Raw genomic sequence first — 20,477 nt, forward strand, 5'->3', positions numbered from 1 at the left:
AGGCGGGGCGCCAGGGGCGCGCGCAGGGCAAGGGCGCCGTGGCCCTGCTTGTGGGGCCGCGGCCAAGGGGGGGGCCGGACTAGCTTTCGGAGTCGGCGAGGGCGCGCCAGACGCCATCGAACAAGCCTTCGAGCGGCTGAAAACGCGCCTTGTAGGCCATTTTCGGGCTTTCGCGTATCCAGTAGCCGAGATAGACGTAAGGCAGTTGCAGACTGCGCGCCTGTTCGATCTGCCAGAGGATGTTGTAGGTGCCGTAGCTCGTGTGCGGCGTGTCGGGTTCGAAGAACGTGTAGACCGAGGACAGCCCGTCGCCGAGGATGTCGATCATGCTCACCATGCGCAGCGTGCCGGGCTCGTCGGGACGCTGCGGATCGGGCTCGCGAAATTCCACGAGCCGCGAGTTGATCCGGCTTTGCAGCAGGAACTGTTCGTACTGGTCGCGGCTGTCGCGGTCCATGCCGCCGCCCGCGTGCCGCGCCGACTGGTAGCGCATATAGAGCGCGTAATGCGCTTCGTCGTAATGGAGCGGCGCGACCGTCGCCACGAGCGGGCCGTGATGCTTCCAGGCGCGGCGCTGGGTGCGGTTCGGCGTGAAGCGCTCGACCGGCACGCGCACCGGCACGCAGGCGCGGCAGCCGTCGCAATAGGGGCGGTAGGTGAAGACGCCCGAGCGGCGAAAGCCCGCCTTCACGAGATCGGTGTAGACGTCGGAGTTGATGAGATGGCTGGGCGTCGCCACTTGCGAGCGCGCGATGCGCCCCTCCAGATAGCTGCAGGGATAGGGCGCCGTTGCATAGAATTGCAGCGCGGAAAGCGGTGAAAGCGGCAGCTCGTTTGGATGCGTCACGTTGGCAGCTCTCGTAGCAGTTCGGATCGTCGCGCAGCGCCGCCCATGGCGGATTTGGCGGATGCGACGTTTTCTCCTTGCATACTAACATCGACGCCAGGCGCGTATCTACCGAATTGCGCGTCGCGCAACGGGTGCCGCGACGGGCGCCACAGTGGCCGCAATCTGGCGCCGGGGCGGTTCAGAGCGTCGGGACGGGGCTGTTGTCGGCGTGGCCCTGGCCAATCCAGTCGGCGAGCACCTGCTTGTCGAAGCGCCAGCCGAGCGCCTGCGCGCCCACGGTCGCGCGCACATGCGCGATGAACGCCTTGCGCGCGATCTCGCGCCCGCCGAGCGAGGCCAGATGCGCGGTGTTCTGCTGGCAGTCGATCAGCTCGACGCCGTTGCGGCGCAGATGCGCGACGAGCGCGGCGAGCGCGATCTTCGAGGCGTCGGTGACGGAGGCGAACATCGACTCGCCAAAAAACATCTTGCCGATCGAGACGCCGTAGAGCCCACCCACGCGCTGGCCGTCGAGCCAGGTTTCGATGCTGTGCGCGTCGCCGATGCGATGCAGGGACGAATAGGCGTCGATCACGTCGGCGGTGATCCAGGTGCCGCGCTGGCCGTGGCGCGGCGCGTTCGCACAGGCGCGCATCACGGCGGCGAAATCGTTGTCGACGCGGATTTCCCAGGCGGGGTCGCGCAGGACGCGCTTGAGCGTCTTCCTGAGCGAGGGCGAGACCTTGAACTCGTCGGGACGCAGGATCATGCGCGGATCGGGGCTCCACCAGAGCACGGGCTGGCCGTCCGAATACCACGGAAAAATGCCGTGCCGATAGGCGTCGACGAGGCGCGAGGGCAGCAGGTCGGCGCTTGCGGCAAGCAGGCCCGGCGCGCCGCTCGACGCGCCAAGGGCGCGCTCGACGGGCGGGAACGGGGCGTCGGGCGAAAGCCAGGGCACCATCGCCGGAAGCGGATCAGCCGTCGCGCAGGGAGCGCAGCACGTCGCCCGTGTGCAGGCCGTAGCTACCCGACTGGCGGTCGGCGAAGAAGCAGCGCAGGGTTTGGCCGACGGTAGGGAAGGCGATGTCGTCCCACGGAATTTCGTGCTCCTCGAACAGGCGCACTTCGAGGCTCTCTTCGCCGGCTTCGATATCGAGGTCGAGCAGACGCGCGAGATAGAACAGATGCACCTGATGCACGCGCGGCACGTTCAGCAGCGAAAAGAGGTTCTGCACCTCGACGCGCGCGCCGGCTTCCTCGAGCGTCTCGCGCGCGGCGGCTTCCGAAGTCGTCTCGCCCATCTCCATGAAGCCCGCGGGCAGCGTCCAGTAGCCGTAGCGCGGCTCGATCGCGCGGCGGCACAGCAGCACCTTGTCTTCCCAGACGGGAACGGTGCCGACCACGTTGCGCGGATTCTGGTAGTGGATGGTGCCGCAGTGCGAGCAGACGAAGCGTTCGCGATTGTCGCCGGGCGGGACGAGCAGGCTGACCGCCTGACCGCAAGTCGAGCAGAATTTCATGGGCACGATAGGGGGATGGGTGATGCGAGTGTATCACCGCAGGGCGGGGTGACGTGAACCGGCACAAATCCCCGGTATAGGGACTGCGGGGCCGTCGTGTGCCGTACTGTCCCTCGCAGGGTTTTCCGACGCCGGAAAACAAAAAAGGGTTACACGCCGATGCGTTGTAACCCTTGATTGCGCTGACCGAACTTCAACTGCCTGGATACGTGGTTGCGGGGGCAGGATTTGAACCTGCGACCTTCGGGTTATGAGCCCGACGAGCTGCCAGACTGCTCCACCCCGCGTCCGTCAGAGAAAAGAATTATAGGGTAAATCCTGCGGCAGCGCAACAGGAATTAACGAATAGCCTTCTGGTCGATTGCAGAAGCATTGCGCAGCGCGCCGGCAAGGCTGCGTCCGGGGCGTCCGCACGGGGCGCCAGGCTAGAATCGGGGCTCGGTCGCCGCGGCGGGCATCGCGTGCCGCCGGGTCGTTTCTTCCTTGCCCCTGACTCTGCCTCTTCAACCCTCCATGGACATCGCCCTCGATCTGCAATCGATAGCCGCGCAAGAACATGCGCTGGTGTTCCCCCGTTTCGACGCCGATCGCGCCTGGCAACTCGGCACGCTGCTGCGCGAGCTGGCCGTCGCGCGCTCGCACGCGATCGTCATCGACGTGCGCACGTTCGGCCAGCCGCTGTTCTTCTGTGCGCTCGCCGGCACCACGCCCGAGAACGTCGAGTGGGCGCGCCGCAAGTCGCGCGTGGTCGAGCACTTTCGCCGCAGCTCGTACGCGATCGGCTTGCGCATGCAGCAGTCGGGCGCCACGCTCGCCGACAAAAATGGCCTGCCTGTCGCCGATTTCGCCACGCATGGCGGCGCGTTTCCGCTGACCGTCGCGAGCGCGGGCGTGATCGGCTCGATTACCGTTTCGGGTCTGCCGCAACGCCGCGATCACGAGCTCGTGGTCGAAGCGCTGTGCGCCCATCTCGATTCCGACTATAGCCAGCTCGCGCTCGCAAAGGCCTGACGCGATGCGCACATCTGCATGGCTCTTCCTCATCATCGCCATCGTCGCGGAAGTCGTCGCCACCTCCGCGCTGCGCGCCTCGGAAGGTTTTTCGCGGCTCGTGCCTTCGGCAGTGGTCGTCGTGGGTTACGGCGTCGCGTTCTACTGCCTTTCGCTCACGCTCAAGAATCTGCCCGTGGGCGTCGTCTATGCCGTCTGGTCCGGCGTGGGTATCGTGCTCATCACGCTCGTCGCGATGGTCCTCTACAAGCAGGTGCCCGATCTGCCCGCCGTGCTCGGTCTCGGGCTCATCGTGGCGGGCGTGATCGTCCTGAATCTGTTTTCGAAGATGCAGGCGCATTGAGGCCTCTGCCGATGCCGTCCGCTCGAGGCCGAGGCAGTCCCGGCGTCAGCGCTCGGGCGGCACGATGCGGATGCCGCAGCCCGCGATGGTTTCGCGGCTTCGTCCGCCTTCGGGCGTGGCCGCGTCTTCCCACAGGCTGATCGCGCGCGCGACGTCGATGCCGTTTTCCTGTGCATAGGTGAACCAGAGGGTCGCGGCCTGCGGCTCGGGTATTTCGTGGTTTGCTTCGAAGTATTGGCCTCTCAGGTTCGATTCCATCGTTCTCCCGTGGTCCCGCGCAAAGCGGGCTTGCAATAATGAAAGGGGTACGTGGCGCGTATTCGGCTCGCGCCGCACAGGCGTCAGTGTTGCAGCTTCCGTGCCCACACGTCCACCCATCACGTTTTCTCCGATGCCAGCTATCGGCCCGCCCGGGAAGCGCAGCGGGTAACATGGAGCGCGATCCCGCCGTCCGCCGGCGCCGGATTTCATCTGCGGAATTTCGTACGGGGTTGAACATGGATATTCGTTTCCCTACCGAGGCGCCGTCCTGGCACGATTCGAATCTCACGGTCGTGTTTCCCGCGCTGGTGGACGGCGCGCGCGTGCCCTGCGCGATCTCCGTCGAGGCGCTCGAAGATCATTTCGGCGCGCTGTGCGCCGAACGCGAGGCGTGGATGCAGGCGTTCGACGCGGGGCGCACGCGCATCGAAGCCGTGGCGCGCGCGCATCTCGAGCTCAGCAACGGCACCCCGGTCCTGCTCAAGAGCGGCCACTTCCCGCCGGGCACTCAGCGTTCCTGACGACGCTGCGCGCGCCCGGCGCCTCGACTTTTCGCCGCGCCGGTTCGAGAATCGCGTCCATGAGCATCACCGAACCCAACGACCGCAGCGCCGACGCGCTTCGCGAGGCACTACGCGCGCGCATACTCGATGCCGCGCGCCGCATCGTGACGCGGGACGGGCTTCATGCGCTTTCGATGCGCAAGCTAGCCGTTGCGATTGGCTATTCGCCCGCTGCGCTCTATTTGTATTTCGAAAGCCGCGACGCGATCGCCCGCGCGCTCGGACGCGAGGGTTTTGCGCAACTGCTTGCGCACCTCGAGCCGCTGGGGGCGATTGGCGACCCACGGGAGCGGCTGCATGCGCTTGCACATGGCTATGTCGCGTTCGCATGCGCGCATCGGCAGGCATACCGGCTCATGTACGCGGAGGCGGGTGAGGGCGGCCGATCAGGGACGCAAGCCGTGGGGCGTGCGGCCAGGCGGGAAACCGACGCGTCTCTGGCGCCTGCGACACAGGACGATGTGTTGTCATGCGAGGAAGCCGGTCGCGTCGTGGCGCTATTCACCGACGCGCTCGCGGCGGCGGGGCTGTTGCGTCAAGGCGTACCGGGCGAATCCGCGCTGCTCGCCCGCGCGCTATGGGCGATGCTGCATGGCGTGGTGGCTTTTTCGTTGATTGGGCCGGCGTTTGCGCGGGAGGCGTCGCTGGCGCCGATCGTCGACGCGGCGCTCGACGGCTGGCTGGGCGCACCCATGGAGGCGCATGAGCGTGCGCAAGCGCGGCACGACACACCGCCGCCCGCGCATGTGGCAAAGCAAACGCAGGAGGGCTCGTCGTGATAGCCTCGTTGGGCGCGTTTCGTGGTGCGTGTCGTTGTGCGAGCATGGTGCGCGCTGGCGCCGGACGCACCTTTTCATAGTGCTTTCATCCCGATCGATTGCCATGTCACAGGAAGCCAACGCAAGCGCCTTTGCCGCCGAAGCCGGGCAGTACGTGCTCACGCAGGTCAAGAACCGCATCGGCTTCATCGAGCTCGATCGCCCGCAGGCACTCAATGCGCTGTCCACGGCGATGATCCGCGCGATGCAGGCCGCGCTCGACGACTGGCGCAACGATCCCGAAGTGCTCGCCGTGGTCGTGCACACGCGTCATCCGCGTGCGTTTTGCGCGGGGGGTGACATCCGCTTTCTCTATGAGTCGTACCGTGCCGGCGATCAGGCGGCAATCGATACGTTCTTTACCGAGGAGTACCGCCTGAACCACGCGATCTTCAGCTATCCGAAGCCCTATATCGCGCTGATGGGTGGCGTCGTGATGGGCGGCGGCATGGGGATTTCGCAGGGCGCGCATCGCACGGGCGGCCTGCGCGTGGTGAGCAGCTCGACGCGCATGGCGATGCCCGAGACGCGCATCGGTCTCTTTCCCGATGTCGGTATGGGCTGGTTCCTGGCGCGCACGCCGGGGGCGCTCGGGCGCTATCTCGCCGTGACCGGAGACACGATCGATGCCGATAGCGCGCTATACGCAGGACTCGCCGATGTGTTCATCGCCGAGTCCACGCGGCCCGCGCTGCTCGACGCACTGCTGAGCGAATCGTTTGTTTCGGGCGCGGAGGTTGTGGAGCGCATTCGTCAGGTGGCCGCCGCCAGCGACGACGTGCAGCGCGGCGCGCAACGCCCCGCACTGGCCGTTGCGCGCGCATGGATCGATCTGCATTTTTCGCGTCCTTCGGTGGCGTCGATTCTCGCGTCGCTGGAGAGCGTGGAGCGCGACGCCCCGGATGCGCAACGCGATTGGGCCGAGCAGATCATCGGCGTGTTGCGCGAGCGCTCGCCGTTGTCGATGGCGGTCTCGCTCGAGGTCGTGACGCTTGCGGAGGGCTCGATGGCCAGCGTGCTGCGCCGCGATCTCGATCTCACGCGCTCGAGCGTTGCACAGGGGGACGTGATGGAAGGCATACGCGCGCGCATCATCGATAAGGACAATGATCCGCACTGGCGCTTCGCGTGTATCGAGGATGTGTCGCCCGCCGACGTCGAGGCGATGTTCAAGAGCCCGTGGGACATGACGGAGCATCCGCTGCGGGCGTTGCCGGACTAGCGTCGCGATTGGGTGAGGTATTGCGCGGTACACACCTTGCACCGCGCATGCGGACCGGCTCAGTCTTCTTCGGTTTCGCTCATGAAGGCGCGCATGAACACGAGCGCGCCCCAGCCCCAGACCGCATTCGACGCGAAGCCCATGGCCACGCGCGGCAGCATGTTGCCGCTCGGCCAGATGCCGCGCAGCGGATCGATCACGAACAGCATGGCGGCCGTGAGCACGATGCCGCCGAACACGAACGCCTGCACCCACGGCGCGGGGCGCGACGGCGAAATGCGCAGCAGCCATGTCATCGGGATGGCCCACAGGGCGCTCCAGATCGCGTTGACGAGGAATTCGGGCAGGCCGACCGGCGCGAACGGCTCGGTGGAGAAGCCGGCGGCGTCGATCACTTGCGCTGCGTGAAGGAGCGCGAGCGTGGCCTCGCGAAAGAACAGCGAGGCCAGAAAGCCGGAGACGAACGGCAAAATTAGTTTTTGCATGAGGGCGCGAGGGTTGCGTGGCGCGGAGCGCGCATGCCCGCAAAGGCGTGAAAGCGCGGCCGGCCGGATTATTGTCGATGTGTGCGCCATTATATCGGCGCGCCGCGCCCGTGATTGCCCCTGCGTATGCTAAAGCGTCGCGTAAAGCACGAAAGTGGAAAACCTAAGCTCAAAAAAATCGTTCTAAACGCTTAGTGCCATCCCTAGACTGAATCCCCATGAAGACGGCGCCGCCGTCATGGCGCCGGCCTTGCCGCTCTCCCGGTCCTTGCAATCGCATGGGCGATGGCCTGTGCGTCGCGCCTCGCGTGTTGCCGGCGCCGCGTCCCGAATTTTTCGTCTTACGTCTCGAACAAAAGCAGGAGCAACACATGAATGTGTTCTGGTTCATCCCGACCCATGGTGACAGCCGCTATCTGGGCACGGCCGAAGGCGCGCGCGCCGCTGACCTCGCGTACTTCCAGCAGGTGGCCGTCGCGGCCGATACGCTCGGTTACGAAGGCGTCCTGCTGCCGACGGGCCGTTCGTGCGAAGACGCATGGGTCGTGGCATCGAGCCTGATCGCCGCGACGCGGCGCCTGAAGTTCCTCGTCGCGATTCGTCCGGGCCTCTCGTCGCCGGGACTGTCGGCACGCATGGCCGCGACTTTCGACCGCCTTTCGAATGGACGCCTGCTCATCAACGTCGTGACGGGCGGCGACGCCGCCGAGCTCGAAGGCGATGGCGTGTTCGTCGACCACGATACGCGCTACGAAATCACCGACGAGTTCCTGCATATCTGGCGCAAGTTGCTCGCCGCCTCGCACACGAACGAGGCGATCGATTTCGAGGGCAAGCATTTGAGCTCGAAGGGCGGCAAGGTGCTCTATCCGCCGGTGCAGGATCCGCACCCGCCGCTGTGGTTCGGCGGCTCGTCACCGGCCGCGCACGAGATGGCGGGCGCGCACATCGATACCTATTTGACGTGGGGCGAGCCGCCCGAGGCCGTCGCGAAGAAGATCGCCGATATCCGCGCGCGGGCCGAGCGGCACGGCCGCAAGATCCGCTTCGGCATTCGCATGCATGTGATCGTGCGCGAGACCGAAGAGGAAGCGTGGGCCGCGGCCGAGCGCCTCATCAGCCGTCTCGACGACGACACCATTGCGCGTGCGCAGGCCGCGTTCGGCAAGATGGATTCGGAGGGCCAGCGCCGCATGGCCGCGCTGCACGGCGGCAAGCGCGGCACACGCAAGGAACTGGAGGTGTACCCGAACGTGTGGGCGGGCGTGGGCCTCGTGCGCGGCGGCGCGGGCACGGCGCTCGTCGGCAATCCGCAGCAGGTGGCCGAGCGCATGAAGGAGTACGCGCAGCTCGGTATCGAGACCTTCATTCTTTCTGGTTACCCTCATCTTGAGGAATCCTACCGTTTCGCCGAACTGGTGTTTCCGCTGCTGCCGGGGCGCCAGGCGAAGACGGCTGGCGGTCCGGTCTCCGGGCCGTTCGGCGAAGTGGTCGGCAATCAGTATCTGCCGAAGGTCAGCCAGAGCTGACACGCAATCAATTGGATTCAACCGGCCGGCGAGAGCAAGCATAGCGAACGCGCTCAGCGCTCGCCCGGCACCAGGTGGTGAGGAGAGCACACCGATGACTCAATCCGCTGTGACTGCCGCCGGTACTGCCGGCACGGGCATCGCCCCGCGTAGCGGCAGGCCATTCTCTTTCTACGGACGCAAGGCCTTCCTGCGCGTCGCGCCCTGGCTCGTGCCGCTCGCGATCCTGGCCGCGTGGGAACTGGCCGCGCGAAGCGGCGTGCTTTCCACGCGCGTGCTGCCGGAGCCGCTCGCAGTCGTGAAGGCTGCATGGTCGCTCATCGAGTCGGGCGAGATGCTGCAGGACGTGCGCGTGAGCACGTGGCGCGCGATCTCGGGCTTCGCGATCGGCGGCGGCATCGGCCTCGCGCTCGGACTGGCCACGGGTCTGTTCAAGCCCGTCGAGACCGCGCTCGATTCGACCATCCAGATGATCCGCAACATTCCCGCGCTCGCGATGATCCCGCTCGTGATCCTCTGGTTCGGCATCGAAGAGGAGGCAAAGGTGTTTCTCGTCGCGCTCGGCGTGTTTTTCCCGGTGTATGTGAATACGTTTCACGGCATTCGCTCGGTGGACACGAACCTCATCGAGATGGCGCGCAGCTACGGGCTCAAGGGCTTCGCGCTCTATCGCGAAGTGATCCTGCCGGGGGCGCTGCCGTCGATTCTCGTGGGCGTGCGCTTCGCGCTCGGGCTGATGTGGGTGACGCTGATCGTAGCGGAAACGATTTCCGCGCAGTCGGGCATCGGCTACATGACGATGAACGCGCGCGAGTTTCTGCAGACCGATGTGGTGGTGGTCGGCATTTTGCTCTATGCCGCGCTCGGCAAGCTCGCCGACTGGCTCGCCAAGGGGATCGAGCGCGCCGCGCTGCGCTGGCACCCCGCGTATCAACAAGGGAGCGATGCATGAACGCAAGCACGTTGGCCGCCCATTTCGGCGGCGTCGCGGGCCGCGATCTCGAAGCCGAGGTCGAATTGCCGCGCATTCAGGAACGCGAGGCGCATGAAGCCGACGGGACGCGCGGCACGCGGCGCGCACAGGCCGGGCATGACGGGCAAGGCGCGGCGGCAAAGGTAACACCGGCGACGGCGCGCAGCGATGCCCGCGCATACGACTCCGCTGTCGAGCTGCGCGGCGTGGGCAAGCGCTACGGCGAGCGCGTCGTGCTCGACGGCTTCGACCTCTCGATCGAGCGCGGCAGCTTCGTGGCGATCGTCGGGCGCAGCGGCTGCGGGAAATCCACGCTGCTGCGGCTCGTCGCCGGGCTCGAAGCGCCCGATGCCGGCGAGCTGACGCGGCGCGACGAGCGCGGGGCGCCGCTAGAGACGCGCATGATGTTTCAGGACGCGCGGCTTTTGCCCTGGAAGACGGTGCTCCAGAACGTGATGCTGGGGCTCGGCCGCGGCGCACGCGAGGACGCGCGCGCCGTGCTCGACGAAGTGGGGCTGCTCGCGCGCGCCGACGAGTGGCCGGCCCGGCTCTCGGGCGGCCAGCGCCAGCGCGTGGCGCTCGCGCGGGCGCTCGTGCACCGGCCGAGCCTGTTGCTGCTCGACGAGCCGCTCGGCGCGCTCGACGCGCTCACCCGCATCGAAATGCATGCACTGATCGAGCGTCTCTGGCGCGAGCATCGCTTTACGGCGCTGCTGGTCACCCACGACGTGCATGAGGCCGTCGCGCTGGGCGACCGCATCCTGCTGGTGGAGCAGGGCCGCATCGCGCTCGACCAGCGCGTGCCGCTAGAGCGCCCGCGCGCCCGCGCCGACGCACGCTTTGCCGCGCTCGAAGAGCGCGTGCTGCAGCGCGTGCTGGGCAGCGACACGCCCGCGAACGCGCATGCGCCGTGCGCGCAGGAGACGCCTTATGGGCTGCGTCCAGCCGATGTGCGCTGGGCGCTCTGAACGCGTTCTGAACCCCTTGTATTGCGTGATTTTTGTTTATCCATTTTGGGAGCTATTTCAATGAGCATTTCCGCCATCAATGTGCGCAACCAGTTCCGCGGCAAGGTCAGGGAGATCATCCGCGGGCCGGTGGTATCGGAAGTCGACGTCGACACGCCGTTCGGCGTGGTCACGTCGGTGATCACGACGCGCTCGATCGACGAACTCGAACTGAAGGTTGGCTCGGAAGTCGTCGCGCTCGTGAAGTCGACGGAGGTGTCGATCGCGCGCTTGTGAGCGGTCGCGAGTGGCCGTGGGCGGTTTCGTGTGGGGGGCGGCGCCCGGCCCCCGGCACACGGCGTGGAAGTGCTAGCATGGACCGGCAAGCCGCGACGGAGAGACGATCATGGAGCCGAAAGGCATCGACATGGGCGACTATGAAGAGCGCTACAAGGACTACGACATCGAGGTCGCCGTCGAGCAGGTGCTCACGGGCGTGAAGGCACACTTTCGCGTGCTCAAGGCTGGCGCGGTGATAGCGGACTGGCAACTGGTCCATATCGATCGCCTCTGGTCGACCGAGCACGGCGCCGCCGAGGCGGGCTTCGAAGCGGCCCGCGCATGGATCGACAGCGGCGCCGCGCAACCGCAATGAGGGGTCATCGAGCGATCGGGTGATAGCGATGGCGTCGCAGGCATTGCGCCACGCGAAAATCAGGCGAGATTCGCACCGCTTTTACGCGGGTCCGGATAATGGCGCGTCTGGTTGAATTTATCGGGGCCGACGAATAGCAGCAGGACCATGCCGAGCTGGCCAAGCGGCATGAGCGCAATCAGCCACCACCACCAGCCGCTCACGCCGATATCGTGCAGCCGGCGCACCATGGCGGCAATGGGAATCCAGAACGCCACGCAGACGATCACGATACCGAGAATCGCGGCCGGGAGCGTATCGCCGAGCCCGCCTTCGGGCATGAAAGCGTTGAGCGCGGCAATGAAGAAAACAAACACGGCCATCGTGATGGCATATTCGCGGCGCGTGGCGCGGCCGGCGAGCGTGAAGCGTCGTTCAAGCCATTTTTCCATGGTTATCGATTTTTCCGTCGTCGAGCGGGGTTTAGGGATTATTGCGTTGTGGGAGGAGATTTTACGCAAGGGGGAAAGGCGTTTCGTAGTCTGGTCGCGCCAATTTTCTAGTTTGCTTGACATGACGCCGCATTATTTATTCGTAATGGATAATTTGCGTATTCGGAAGCGAGTTTGACGCAGACAAGAGATGTCGTGATACCCGGAAAGAGGGGGAGGCGCAGTCTGCCAGTGTTTGGATTGAGAGTCGGTTTGTTGATCGGATCCCCGCGCTTGCTCGTTCCAGGCAAAGAGGGTTGCCAGGCTTGATTTTCTGGGGCCGACAGAAGTTTCTCATGGTCTTATCCGTGAGGGACAAAGAGTTGCCTGCTTGTCTTCAGGTGTGAAGGTAATTTGAAAGGATGCGCCATATACGGGTGGTGTTGGGTGATAGATTAAGGGTTGCGCGCTATCAGATATTGGATCCATTTGAAGTCTACGTTCAATTTTCTGTATTAAATTTAATCGAAGAGTTATTTTGAATATCGATGCCTGAGGCCGAAGCCGAATTCCTGGTGAAGCGGCCAGATATGCGCGCGTTTTCTGCACATCGCGGAGATGCGGGTCGAGTTCGGCCCGTAGTGCGTAGGGATGATCCAAGTGCGTCTGCTGGAGGGTAAGCTTTGGGAAATCCGCATGACCGGGTGGGATGGCACCGCGCGGGCGATATAAGTCACACGGCCCGGACAGCGTCTGGTCGTGCTGCACGTGTTCGTGAAGAAGACGCAGAAGACCCCGCGCCACGCCATCGAAACGGCCTACCCCCGGACGAAGGAAGATTGAACGATGACCGACCTTGCAACCTTGAAGAAGCGCTTGCTGGCCGACCCTGCCACCCTGGCCGAGTACGAGGTGCAGGCGCCGGAGTTTGCCGTCGCGCGCGAACGCATCGCCGCTCGTGTACGCGCTGGATTGACGCAGGAACAGGTGGCCGAGAGGATGCAGACGACCCAATCGACCATCGCGCGCATGGAGAGCGGCCGCACGATGCCGTCGCTGCGCACGCTGGCCCGTTATGCCGAAGCGACGGGAAGCCGAGTCGTGGTGCGGCTGGAAGCCGCCAAGTAGTTGGACTGCCGCGAGACGGTTTCAGGCAGAATCGGCGGGCACCGGTGCGGCGATGTCTGCCCCGGTTGCGCGACGCCGCAATTGGGCCGACCGTTTATGACGCGCTGGAAATTGTGGGTGCTGCACCTCAATCAGATGGAGCCGAGTCATCGTTTGTCGATCTGGAGTACTGAATTCAGACCGGTTGTCTGCAAGTGATGGTCGTTGTGGGCTGCCTGTGGTTCGGTTCCGGATTGCGGGAGGGCGGTTACTTTCTTTTCAATACGCACGCGAATACCCTAAAATTCATGCTCATGCTGCAGTAAGGAGCGAACATGGACAGGAAAAAGGCTGAGCACGTTCTTATCGAGGCCGATGAAGTCGCCGAGCTGGTACTGGAGGGCTTCGATATGACGATGGGAACCGCAGAGGGGCGCGCGCTCTACGATCGCGCATTTACCACGTACATCCGAAGCGAGATTGGTGATTTGCCCCTATCGGAACTTTACGACGCATTGAAGGGTTCTACGGGACCTATTACTTCAGCCGCTCAGTTGTAGCGCGATCACGCTTCTGAGTTTCGCCGGCCGTCTCGCCAGGATGGGCCTCGCGAATGGCTCGACGAAGCTGAGGATAGTGAACGTTTGAACAGAAGGGCTCGCCATTCAGGCGGGCCTTTTCTTATTCGTACGATGATGAGGATCGGATGTGACCTCCAGGCGGCGCTCGTCCTCGCTCCAGCGCTCTCGCTTCCACTGGGAAACTGGCGCCATTTGAACCTCAGAGCCGGTGCGAATACACAGTGCTGTCAGGGCTGACGCTGACTTGGCTATGATGGTGGCTCGCCACCGGGAGTCGCCCATGTGCACGAATTACGCCGCCGCACGCCGCGATCAGCTCTTCAAGCACTTCGGCGTCGAGCCGCCCGACAGCCCGTGGCGCGACGAGGTCTACAAGGACTATCCAGCGCCGATCATCCGGCGCGTCGATGGCGCCGTGCGGGTAGACGTGGCGACGTTCGGAATGAGGCCGAAGAAGCACATTCCCAAGGGAGTGAGAGACTTCGACACCATGAATGCGCGTGCGGAGACGGTCGGCGAGAAACGAAACTTCAGCGGCGCCTGGAAAGGGCTACAGCTTTGTTTGATCCCGGCCGATGCGTTCTACGAATTCAGCTATGAGACCGGGAAAGCCGTACGTTGGCGCATCGGCATGGCCGACGGCTCTCCGTTTGCGATAGCCGGGCTATGGCGCGAGTGGAACGAGGCTGATGGGCTCGCCTATTCGTTCACTATGTTGACGGTCAACTCGGCTGAGCATCCGCTCATGAGTCGCTTCCACAAGCCTGACGATGAGAAGCGCTCGGTCGTGATCCTGCCTGCCGAGGAATATGAAGGTTGGCTCGCCAGCAGGTCGATGGACGAGGCGCGCTCGTTCTTGAATCTCTTTCCGGCAAACAAGATGCATGCGGAGGCGTTTCCAGCGCCGCCGCGCGCGGCGAAAGACAAAGACGTCGGTGCGTAGCGCGTGCGAGATTGGCCGCTTGCCATGCTCGAAAGCTCGCTAAACCAGGCGGGCCCTTTTCATTTTCGGGCAGACTTTGCGCGGCGTCGCTGAACGGAAATGACGCGCTAGAGCTTCAGGGAGTGGGCAAGCGAATCACCCAAGCAAAAAGCTTCCGCGCTGGAAGCCTTGTGTATTTGCCGGTGGAGAGACGGCGATTCGAAGCATGTCCAGGCTATTAACCTGTACACGCATGAGCAAGGAGATTCCCAGATCGGATTCTTTTGGACTTGAAAGCAAAAAAGGCACTGTGCAAATCACAGTGCCTTTCTCTAACTGCTTGAGCTACCGGGGAATTCTTTGGGGTGGCTGATGGGACTCGAACCCACGACAACAGGAATCACAATCCTGGACTCTACCAACTGAGCTACAGCCACCACTGTTCCAACTATCTTCTTGTTGTCGCTGCTTTGTGAGCGGCGTCAATCAAGAAGCAAGATTATATACACGACAGATCGGGCTTGCCTAGCCCCTTTATTCAAATATTTCAGAAGAAAGCTCCGCCGGCGCCTCCATGGGGCCGCGCAGATGCGCGCGCGCTTCTGCGAAGATCGCGAGATCGCCCTTGGCGAGCTTGCGGTTGTCCGACAGCACGCGCCGCCAGCCGCGTGCACCGGCTTCGCCGCGATACAGCCCCAGGGCATGACGCGTGATCGCGCCCAGGTAAGTGCCGCGCGCGATTTCGCTCGCGCAATAGTCCACCAGCCTCGCTTCGACCTCGTCGCGCGTGAGCGCCGCTTCACTCGAGCCGTAGAAACGCGCATCGACGTCGGCCAGCACGTAGGGGTTGTGGTAAGCCTCACGCCCGAGCATCACGCCGTCGACGTGCTCGAGGTGCTCAGCCACTTCGTCGAGCGTCTTGATGCCGCCGTTGATGATGATCTCGAGCTTTGGGAAATCGCGCTTGAGCCGGTACGCGTAGTCGTACTTGAGCGGCGGGATCTCGCGATTTTCCTTCGGGCTCAGGCCCTTCAGGATGGCATTGCGCGCGTGCACGATGAAAACCGTGCAACCCGCATCCGCGATGGTGCCGACGAAATCGCGCACGAACGCGTAGTCCTCGACCGCATCCACGCCGATACGGTGCTTGACTGTCACCGGCACGGAAACCGCGTCGCGCATCGCCTTCACGCAATCGGCCACGAGCTGCGGTTCGTTCATCAGGCAGGCGCCGAACGCGCCGCGCTGGACGCGCTCGGACGGGCAGCCGCAATTCAGGTTGATCTCGTCATAGCCCCATTGCTCGCCGAGCTTGGCCGAGCGGGCGAGATCGGCCGGTTCGCTGCCGCCGAGCTGCAGCGCGACGGGCGCTTCGCCGGGCGTGAACGCGAGATGGCGCGGCACGTCGCCGTGGAGCAGGGCGCCCGTCGTCACCATCTCCGTATACAGCCACGTGTGCCGGGAGATGAAGCGGTGCAGCGAGCGACAGTGGCGATCGGTCCAGTCCATCATGGGTGCGACGGACACGCGGCGGGGACTGGCGATACGGTTGGCGGACATGGCAAATCGGTGCGCGAGAGGCGCGGCAAGCGTGGATCAACCTTCTATTTTATCGCAAGCGGCCACGACCGTTCTCTGCGATTTTGCACTGCGGCAATGCGGGTGAGGGCGCACTGCGATACGCGCAGTGGCCTGCGGGAAGCGCTTCCAGCGGGCCTTGCAGCGTGAAAGACCCTTTTCTCGTTATGTAATCCCGCCTTCGCGTGGTGCGTCGCGCAAAAAATTTTGGGACGTCATTTTAGGGTCTGTTCGTCGCTCAGGCAAGCCAGGACTGGCAGACGCGATTGTTTCCGGTGTTGGAATAGTAAATTCGGATTATCGCGATTATTTTTCGATAGTAGGTGTATACACTAGGTCTCATTGACGCAGCTCGTGGGCAATGACCTCCTAGGCGCGGCGCCATCCCCGAACCGCAACTGAACCTGATCTTGGAGCCCACCATGAAGACCAAACTGATCGCAGCGCTGCTGGTCGCAGCTTCCGCTTCTATCGCCGCTCCGGCTTTCGCCAGCGGCTATGGCCCGGCACCGTTCTATCGTCCGGACGTTGGCGCACCGGCTTCGCAGCAAGGCCAGAGCGCGCAGACCGTCACCGCAGAGCGCGCCCAGCAGCAAGGCGTCGATTCGTCGTACGGCGGCGTGTCGGGTGTGGCGACCCAGTCGGGCACGCGCACTGACCAAACGCCGCGCGCACAGCAAGTGTTCTTCGGCCAGTAAGCCTTTCGCTGTCTGAAGCGCCGTCCGTCTGCCGGGCGGCCCGAACGCCGGGTGTCCTCTGGACCCCGGCGTTTTGCTTTGGCGCGCTTGTCATGCCCGGAGTGCCGATGTTGCCGGTCGTGCTCAGGGCGCGGCGCGCACGCGCTGGTCGATCGCCTCGCGGATGCGATCGAAGGCGGCGTCGAACGCGTTGTCCTGGGTGGGAAAGCGCCCGGCGGCTACGCCGTCGATCGGCACGCTGTCGTGCGTGTTGTCGGTGAGGCTGTGGATTGTCTGAGTCGAAACGAAGTAGCCGGCCGCATGGTCGCCGTCCACGCCGGCGGTCATGTCGAATCCCATGTAGTCATAGCTGCGTCGATTTTCCATGCCCCTTTCTCCTCTGTCGTTCCTGCCGATTCTGGCACGACTGGCGCGCGCGGCGCCGCGCGCTGTGCATGGCTCGGCCGTGTTCGAATCGGCCGTCCCGTACGCTGTACTAACATGACTTGCGGGGGTGCGCACCGCGCGTGCTGCGTCGCGCACCTGCAACGCCAGGCCGTTGCTGGCCAACCAGGAGGTGAACAATGAAGAAACGAGTGTTGCTTCTTGCCGCGCTGGCGCTTCCGGGCCTGCTCGCGTCGGCGTTTTCCTTTGCTCAGCAGCCGCCCCGTCCGGGGCCGAACGAGTATCACGGCGGTCCGCCGCCCAATCATCCGCCGCCCGACATGCCCGCACCGCAATGGCACAGGGGCGATCGGGTCTCACCCGAATTCCGCGATCGTCAATACGTGGTAGAGGACTGGCGCGAATATCACCTGAAGCCGCCGCCGCGCGGCTATCACTGGGTCGGCGTGGGCGGTCAGTATTATCTGGTGAGCAATTCGAACTGGACCGTGGAGCGCGTCGGGCCGTAACACCGCCTGAGAAGGCGGCTCGCGCGCGGCCAATGACGTGGCGGCCCAAGAGCCGCTGTCGCCAGCGTTGTCGCGCGCCGCGCAGTATGTCGATTGCAGGGCCGGGCCGGCTGAGCCGTGTCCGGCCTTTTTGCGTGCCGACCCGGCAACCGCGCGGTATCTGTGCTGTCACCACGCGTGTTGCCGCGCCCATGCGGGGCGCTCGCGCGGGCCGGGCGCATTTTCCGGCGCCTGAAAAAAATCGGCGGGCGTGATAGTTTCGCCGTTCCCTCCAACCAGACGATGGAAAACGCTTCGATGGAATACCGCACTCTCGGCGACACGAACGTCAAAGTGAGCCTGATCGGCCTCGGCACGATGACTTGGGGCGAGCAGAACACTGAGCGCGAAGCGCACGAGCAGATCGATTACGCGCTCGATCACGGCGTCACGCTCATCGATGCCGCGGAAATGTATCCGGTGCCGCCGCGCCCCGAAACGCAGGGGCAGACTGAACGCTTCATCGGCACATGGCTCGCGCAGCATCGCGCCGCGCGCGATCGCATCGTGCTCGCGACCAAGATGACGGGCCCGGCGCGTCAGCCGCACAATCCGCGTCATATCCGCGGCGAGGGCAATCAGTTCGACCGCAAGAACCTGACCGAGGCGCTCGAAGGCAGCCTCAAGCGCCTGCAGACCGATTACGTCGATCTCTATCAGTTGCACTGGCCCGACCGCAGCACGATGACCTTCGGCCGCAATGCCTATCCGTGGGTCGACGATGCCTATACGGTGCCGATCGAGGAGACGCTCGCCGTGCTGGCGGATTTCGTGAAGGCGGGCAAGGTGCGCCATATCGGCGTGTCGAACGAGACGCCCTGGGGCGTCGCGCAATTCCTGCGCGCTGCCGAAAAGCTGGGCCTGCCGCGCATCGTCAGCATCCAGAATCCGTATAGCCTCCTCAACCGCACCTTCGAAAGCGGGCTCTCCGAGTTCACGCATCGTGACGGCATTGGCCTGCTCGCGTATTCGCCGCTCGCGTTCGGCTGGCTCTCGGGCAAGTACGAGGGCGGCGCGCGGCCCGAGGGCGCGCGCATCACACTGTTCGAGCGCTTTCAGCGCTATAGCAAGCCGCAGGCGGTGGCGGCCACGTCGCGCTATGTGGCGCTCGCGAGGGAACTGGGGCTAACGCCTGCGCAATTCGCGCTCGCGTTCGTCAACAGCCGCCCGTTCGTGACGAGCAACCTGATCGGCGCGACTTCCGTTGCGCAGTTGAAGGAGAATATCGGCAGCGTCGATGTCCGGCTCTCGCCCGAAGTGCTCGCGCAGATCGACGTGCTGCACGAAGCGCAGCCCAATCCCGCGCCGTGAATTTGGCTTGATCAAGCGTTGCGCGTGCTGGCATCATGCGGCGCGCGCCGTCCGGTCCGCCGGACGCGCGCCTTGCTTGACCCGCTCGACCCCAATCATCCGACCCGAGCCCCTTAGCGGAGTATCACAACAATGACGAGCGCACGCGACGCGCAACCACCCCAGTCGCCGCCCTCCTGGGGCTGGCCCCTTTTTATTCTGCTGGCCGTTGCCGGTCTGTTCTATGTGAAGTGGTTCCCGTATTACCACCGCGCATTTACGGCCGAGGCAACGCACTCGATCGGCAAATCCATCCTGATGGGCGGCGAGGCGAGCGCGCCCGAGCCTTCCGTGAGCGCCGCGCTCGACTATGCCTTTGCCTACGGCAAGGCGATCTGGCAGGCGATGGTGCTGGGCCTGCTGCTCGGCTCGGGTGTGCAGGCGCTGTTGCCGGCGCAGTGGATTGCGCGCGTGCTCGGACGCCACGGTTTCGGCAGCGTCGCGGCGGGCGGCCTGCTCGCGGTGCCCGGCATGATGTGCACGTGCTGCGCGGCGCCCGTGGTGGCGGGGTTGCGCGCGCGCAATGCGTCGCCGGGCGGGGCGATCGCCTTCTGGCTCGGCAACTCGGTCCTCAATCCCGCGACGCTCGTGTTCATGGGCTTCGTGCTGGGCTGGCAGTGGAGCGCGCTGCGCCTCGTGCTGGGCCTCCTGATGGTGTTCGGCCTCGGCTGGCTCGCGAACCGGCTGGTGACGCACGAGGAGGCGCTTTCCGCCGATGTGCGGCTCGCGATGTTCGCGCAGGAGCAGGCCGAAGCCGGCAACGTGCTCGCGCGCTGGCTGCGGCTGTTCGTGCGCATGGCGGTGCGCCTCGTGCCGGAATACATCGTGCTCGTGCTGTTGCTGGGCGCGGCGCGTGCGTGGCTGTTTCCCCACATCGGGCCCGAGGTCACCAGCAGTCTCGGCTGGATCGTCGCTTTCGCGGTGGCCGGCATGCTGTTCGTGATCCCGACCGCCGGCGAGGTGCCTATCATTCAGGCGATGCTCGCGCTCGGCATGGGCGTGGGGCCGGCGGGCGCGCTGCTGATGACGCTGCCGCCCGTGAGCGTGCCGTCGTTCGCGATGCTGGCCGGGTCGTTCCGCATGCGCACGCTGGCGCTGGTGGGCGCGGTGGTCGTGGCGTTCGGCGTCGTGGCGGGGCTCGCGACGGTCGCGCTGGGGTTCTAGCGCCTGCCTTTAGCGTGAACGAGCCCTAAGATAAGGCTTATGCATCAACGGCGGAAGGTCGGCTTGCAGGCTGGCCGTCCGCACAGAAAAGGGCTTCGGCCCAGGAACCGCCATGGCAAAGCAAAAAACGAATCCGAAACTCGAACAAGCCCTGACGCGCGGCGATCTCGCCATCCGTCAGGCCAACTCCGCTCGCGCAACGGCGGTCTTGCGCGCGCTCGGCAAGATGATCGTCGAGGCGTCGGCGACCATCGGCGTCGAGGCGCACACGTCGATTCCCGACGGCGACCGCATCTACGATCCCGCAGACGGCCTCTGGCCGCAGCAGTTGCTGATCTCGCTCGACGGCCCCGTTGAGGACTCGGACCCGGAAGAGATCCGCACGATCCGCCTGCTTGCCCAGTCCCAGGGCACGCTGTTCCGCGTCGAATGGCACCGCGCCGACGGCAAGATCGGCCGCCAGGAGGGCGGACCGTTCGCCACCGTCGCGTTTATTTCGGACGTCGACATTCCGTGGGGCGACGACGAGGACTGAGCGGTTCTCGAACCGCGCATGCGGTCCGCCAGAGGCACGGG

26 protein-coding genes, 2 tRNA genes and 1 pseudogene are annotated in these 20,477 nt (G+C 64.8%); 19 read left to right on the plus strand and 10 right to left on the minus strand.

What is annotated here, in order from left to right:
* Positions 1-79: 79 nt before the first annotated feature.
* The 4 genes from BO1_RS49850 to BO1_RS05810 form a co-directional block, all read right to left on the minus strand.
* Positions 80-847 (minus strand): arginyltransferase, encoded by a 768-nt coding sequence (locus BO1_RS49850; protein ID WP_043283882.1) that lies wholly within the window; start codon positions 845-847, stop codon positions 80-82.
* A gap of 181 nt (positions 848-1,028) precedes the next feature.
* Positions 1,029-1,793: a leucyl/phenylalanyl-tRNA--protein transferase gene (gene aat, locus BO1_RS05800; protein ID WP_028216746.1), complete on the minus strand. Its 765-nt coding sequence runs from the start codon at positions 1,791-1,793 to the stop codon at positions 1,029-1,031.
* 13 nt (positions 1,794-1,806) lie between these two features.
* Positions 1,807-2,352 (minus strand): NUDIX hydrolase, encoded by a 546-nt coding sequence (locus BO1_RS05805; protein WP_028216747.1) that lies wholly within the window; start codon positions 2,350-2,352, stop codon positions 1,807-1,809.
* A 210-nt stretch (positions 2,353-2,562) separates the two neighbouring features.
* Positions 2,563-2,639: transfer RNA gene (locus BO1_RS05810), tRNA-Met, on the minus strand.
* A 226-nt stretch (positions 2,640-2,865) separates the two neighbouring features.
* Here BO1_RS05810 and BO1_RS05815 point away from each other — a divergent pair.
* Together BO1_RS05815 and BO1_RS05820 are read left to right on the plus strand one after the other, a co-directional pair.
* A complete protein-coding gene (locus tag BO1_RS05815) occupies positions 2,866-3,363 on the plus strand; it encodes a heme-degrading domain-containing protein (protein WP_028216748.1) in 498 nt (165 codons plus the stop codon).
* A 4-nt stretch (positions 3,364-3,367) separates the two neighbouring features.
* The gene (locus BO1_RS05820) at positions 3,368-3,706 is read left to right on the plus strand and encodes a DMT family transporter (protein WP_028216749.1); all 339 of its coding nucleotides are present in this window, start codon (positions 3,368-3,370) and stop codon (positions 3,704-3,706) included.
* 45 nt (positions 3,707-3,751) lie between these two features.
* Here the strand turns inward: BO1_RS05820 and BO1_RS05825 are convergent, their stop codons facing one another.
* Entirely contained in the window at positions 3,752-3,964 is a 213-nt protein-coding gene (locus BO1_RS05825) for a hypothetical protein (RefSeq protein WP_028216750.1), read from the minus strand.
* A 239-nt stretch (positions 3,965-4,203) separates the two neighbouring features.
* Here BO1_RS05825 and BO1_RS05830 point away from each other — a divergent pair, with 239 nt between their 5' ends.
* The 3 genes from BO1_RS05830 to BO1_RS05840 all read left to right on the plus strand — a co-directional run bounded on the left by BO1_RS05830 (position 4,204) and on the right by BO1_RS05840 (position 6,570).
* On the plus strand, positions 4,204-4,488 hold the full coding sequence (locus BO1_RS05830; RefSeq protein ID WP_028216751.1) for a DUF1488 family protein: 285 nt from the start codon (positions 4,204-4,206) through the stop codon (positions 4,486-4,488).
* A 59-nt stretch (positions 4,489-4,547) separates the two neighbouring features.
* Positions 4,548-5,309 (plus strand): TetR/AcrR family transcriptional regulator, encoded by a 762-nt coding sequence (locus tag BO1_RS49855; protein WP_052409367.1) that lies wholly within the window; start codon positions 4,548-4,550, stop codon positions 5,307-5,309.
* A gap of 103 nt (positions 5,310-5,412) precedes the next feature.
* Positions 5,413-6,570, plus strand: a complete 1,158-nt coding sequence (locus BO1_RS05840) for an enoyl-CoA hydratase/isomerase family protein (RefSeq protein ID WP_028216752.1) — start codon at positions 5,413-5,415, stop codon at positions 6,568-6,570.
* Positions 6,571-6,629: 59 nt separating this feature from the next.
* Here the strand turns inward: BO1_RS05840 and BO1_RS05845 are convergent, their stop codons facing one another.
* Complete coding sequence (locus BO1_RS05845) at positions 6,630-7,055, minus strand: hypothetical protein (protein WP_028216753.1); 426 nt, start codon at positions 7,053-7,055, stop codon at positions 6,630-6,632.
* A gap of 371 nt (positions 7,056-7,426) precedes the next feature.
* Here BO1_RS05845 and ssuD point away from each other — a divergent pair, with 371 nt between their 5' ends.
* The 5 genes from ssuD to BO1_RS05870 all read left to right on the plus strand — a co-directional run bounded on the left by ssuD (position 7,427) and on the right by BO1_RS05870 (position 11,159).
* Entirely contained in the window at positions 7,427-8,584 is a 1,158-nt protein-coding gene (ssuD, locus tag BO1_RS05850; RefSeq protein ID WP_028216754.1) for an FMNH2-dependent alkanesulfonate monooxygenase, read from the plus strand.
* A gap of 94 nt (positions 8,585-8,678) precedes the next feature.
* Positions 8,679-9,536 (plus strand): aliphatic sulfonate ABC transporter permease SsuC, encoded by an 858-nt coding sequence (ssuC, locus tag BO1_RS05855; protein ID WP_028216755.1) that lies wholly within the window; start codon positions 8,679-8,681, stop codon positions 9,534-9,536.
* On the plus strand, positions 9,533-10,525 hold the full coding sequence (locus BO1_RS05860; protein ID WP_028216756.1) for an ATP-binding cassette domain-containing protein: 993 nt from the start codon (positions 9,533-9,535) through the stop codon (positions 10,523-10,525). Before ssuC ends, BO1_RS05860 begins: the two co-directional genes overlap by 4 nt.
* 60 nt (positions 10,526-10,585) lie before the next feature.
* On the plus strand, positions 10,586-10,801 hold the full coding sequence (locus tag BO1_RS05865) for a TOBE domain-containing protein (RefSeq protein WP_028216757.1): 216 nt from the start codon (positions 10,586-10,588) through the stop codon (positions 10,799-10,801).
* Positions 10,802-10,910: 109 nt separating this feature from the next.
* Entirely contained in the window at positions 10,911-11,159 is a 249-nt protein-coding gene (locus BO1_RS05870; RefSeq protein WP_028216758.1) for a DUF6566 family protein, read from the plus strand.
* Between the two features lie 59 nt (positions 11,160-11,218).
* Here BO1_RS05870 and BO1_RS56215 read toward each other — a convergent pair whose 3' ends face one another.
* Positions 11,219-11,713, minus strand: coding sequence for a DUF805 domain-containing protein (locus BO1_RS56215; RefSeq protein WP_084687779.1), 495 nt, complete (start codon positions 11,711-11,713; stop codon positions 11,219-11,221).
* Positions 11,714-12,313: 600 nt separating this feature from the next.
* Here BO1_RS56215 and BO1_RS60960 point away from each other — a divergent pair.
* The 4 genes and pseudogenes from BO1_RS60960 to BO1_RS05900 all read left to right on the plus strand — a co-directional run.
* Positions 12,314-12,412, plus strand: a pseudogene (locus BO1_RS60960) (type II toxin-antitoxin system RelE/ParE family toxin); the annotation flags it as partial.
* Positions 12,413-12,415: 3 nt separating this feature from the next.
* On the plus strand, positions 12,416-12,697 hold the full coding sequence (locus tag BO1_RS05885; RefSeq protein ID WP_028216759.1) for a helix-turn-helix domain-containing protein: 282 nt from the start codon (positions 12,416-12,418) through the stop codon (positions 12,695-12,697).
* A 314-nt stretch (positions 12,698-13,011) separates the two neighbouring features.
* Complete coding sequence (locus BO1_RS05895; RefSeq protein ID WP_028216760.1) at positions 13,012-13,236, plus strand: hypothetical protein; 225 nt, start codon at positions 13,012-13,014, stop codon at positions 13,234-13,236.
* A 301-nt stretch (positions 13,237-13,537) separates the two neighbouring features.
* A complete protein-coding gene (locus BO1_RS05900) occupies positions 13,538-14,200 on the plus strand; it encodes an SOS response-associated peptidase (protein ID WP_028216761.1) in 663 nt (220 codons plus the stop codon).
* Positions 14,201-14,540: 340 nt separating this feature from the next.
* Here the strand turns inward: BO1_RS05900 and BO1_RS05905 are convergent.
* Both BO1_RS05905 and dusA read right to left on the minus strand, forming a co-directional pair.
* Positions 14,541-14,616 (minus strand) — tRNA-His (locus BO1_RS05905).
* A gap of 97 nt (positions 14,617-14,713) precedes the next feature.
* Positions 14,714-15,739 carry a tRNA dihydrouridine(20/20a) synthase DusA gene (gene dusA, locus BO1_RS49865; protein WP_084687780.1) on the minus strand — a complete coding sequence of 342 codons (1,026 nt, stop codon included), beginning with the start codon at positions 15,737-15,739 and terminating at the stop codon, positions 14,714-14,716.
* Positions 15,740-16,179: 440 nt separating this feature from the next.
* Between dusA and BO1_RS05915 the strand changes: the two genes are divergently transcribed.
* Positions 16,180-16,455 carry a hypothetical protein gene (locus BO1_RS05915; protein ID WP_028216762.1) on the plus strand — a complete coding sequence of 92 codons (276 nt, stop codon included), beginning with the start codon at positions 16,180-16,182 and terminating at the stop codon, positions 16,453-16,455.
* A gap of 123 nt (positions 16,456-16,578) precedes the next feature.
* On the opposite strand, the gene BO1_RS05920 is transcribed toward BO1_RS05915, so the two are convergent.
* A complete protein-coding gene (locus BO1_RS05920; RefSeq protein WP_028216763.1) occupies positions 16,579-16,821 on the minus strand; it encodes a hypothetical protein in 243 nt (80 codons plus the stop codon).
* A gap of 197 nt (positions 16,822-17,018) precedes the next feature.
* Here BO1_RS05920 and BO1_RS05925 point away from each other — a divergent pair, with 197 nt between their 5' ends.
* From BO1_RS05925 to BO1_RS05940, 4 genes are all read left to right on the plus strand, one after another.
* Positions 17,019-17,348, plus strand: a complete 330-nt coding sequence (locus BO1_RS05925; protein WP_028216764.1) for an RcnB family protein — start codon at positions 17,019-17,021, stop codon at positions 17,346-17,348.
* A gap of 297 nt (positions 17,349-17,645) precedes the next feature.
* Positions 17,646-18,698, plus strand: a complete 1,053-nt coding sequence (locus BO1_RS05930) for an NADP(H)-dependent aldo-keto reductase (RefSeq protein ID WP_028216765.1) — start codon at positions 17,646-17,648, stop codon at positions 18,696-18,698.
* Positions 18,699-18,830: 132 nt separating this feature from the next.
* The gene (locus BO1_RS05935; RefSeq protein ID WP_028216766.1) at positions 18,831-19,901 is read left to right on the plus strand and encodes a permease; all 1,071 of its coding nucleotides are present in this window, start codon (positions 18,831-18,833) and stop codon (positions 19,899-19,901) included.
* A 112-nt stretch (positions 19,902-20,013) separates the two neighbouring features.
* On the plus strand, positions 20,014-20,436 hold the full coding sequence (locus BO1_RS05940) for a hypothetical protein (protein ID WP_028216767.1): 423 nt from the start codon (positions 20,014-20,016) through the stop codon (positions 20,434-20,436).
* Positions 20,437-20,477 lie beyond the last annotated feature (41 nt).

The sequence above is a fragment of the Paraburkholderia oxyphila NBRC 105797 genome (assembly GCF_000685075.1).
Classification (GTDB): domain Bacteria; phylum Pseudomonadota; class Gammaproteobacteria; order Burkholderiales; family Burkholderiaceae; genus Paraburkholderia; species Paraburkholderia oxyphila.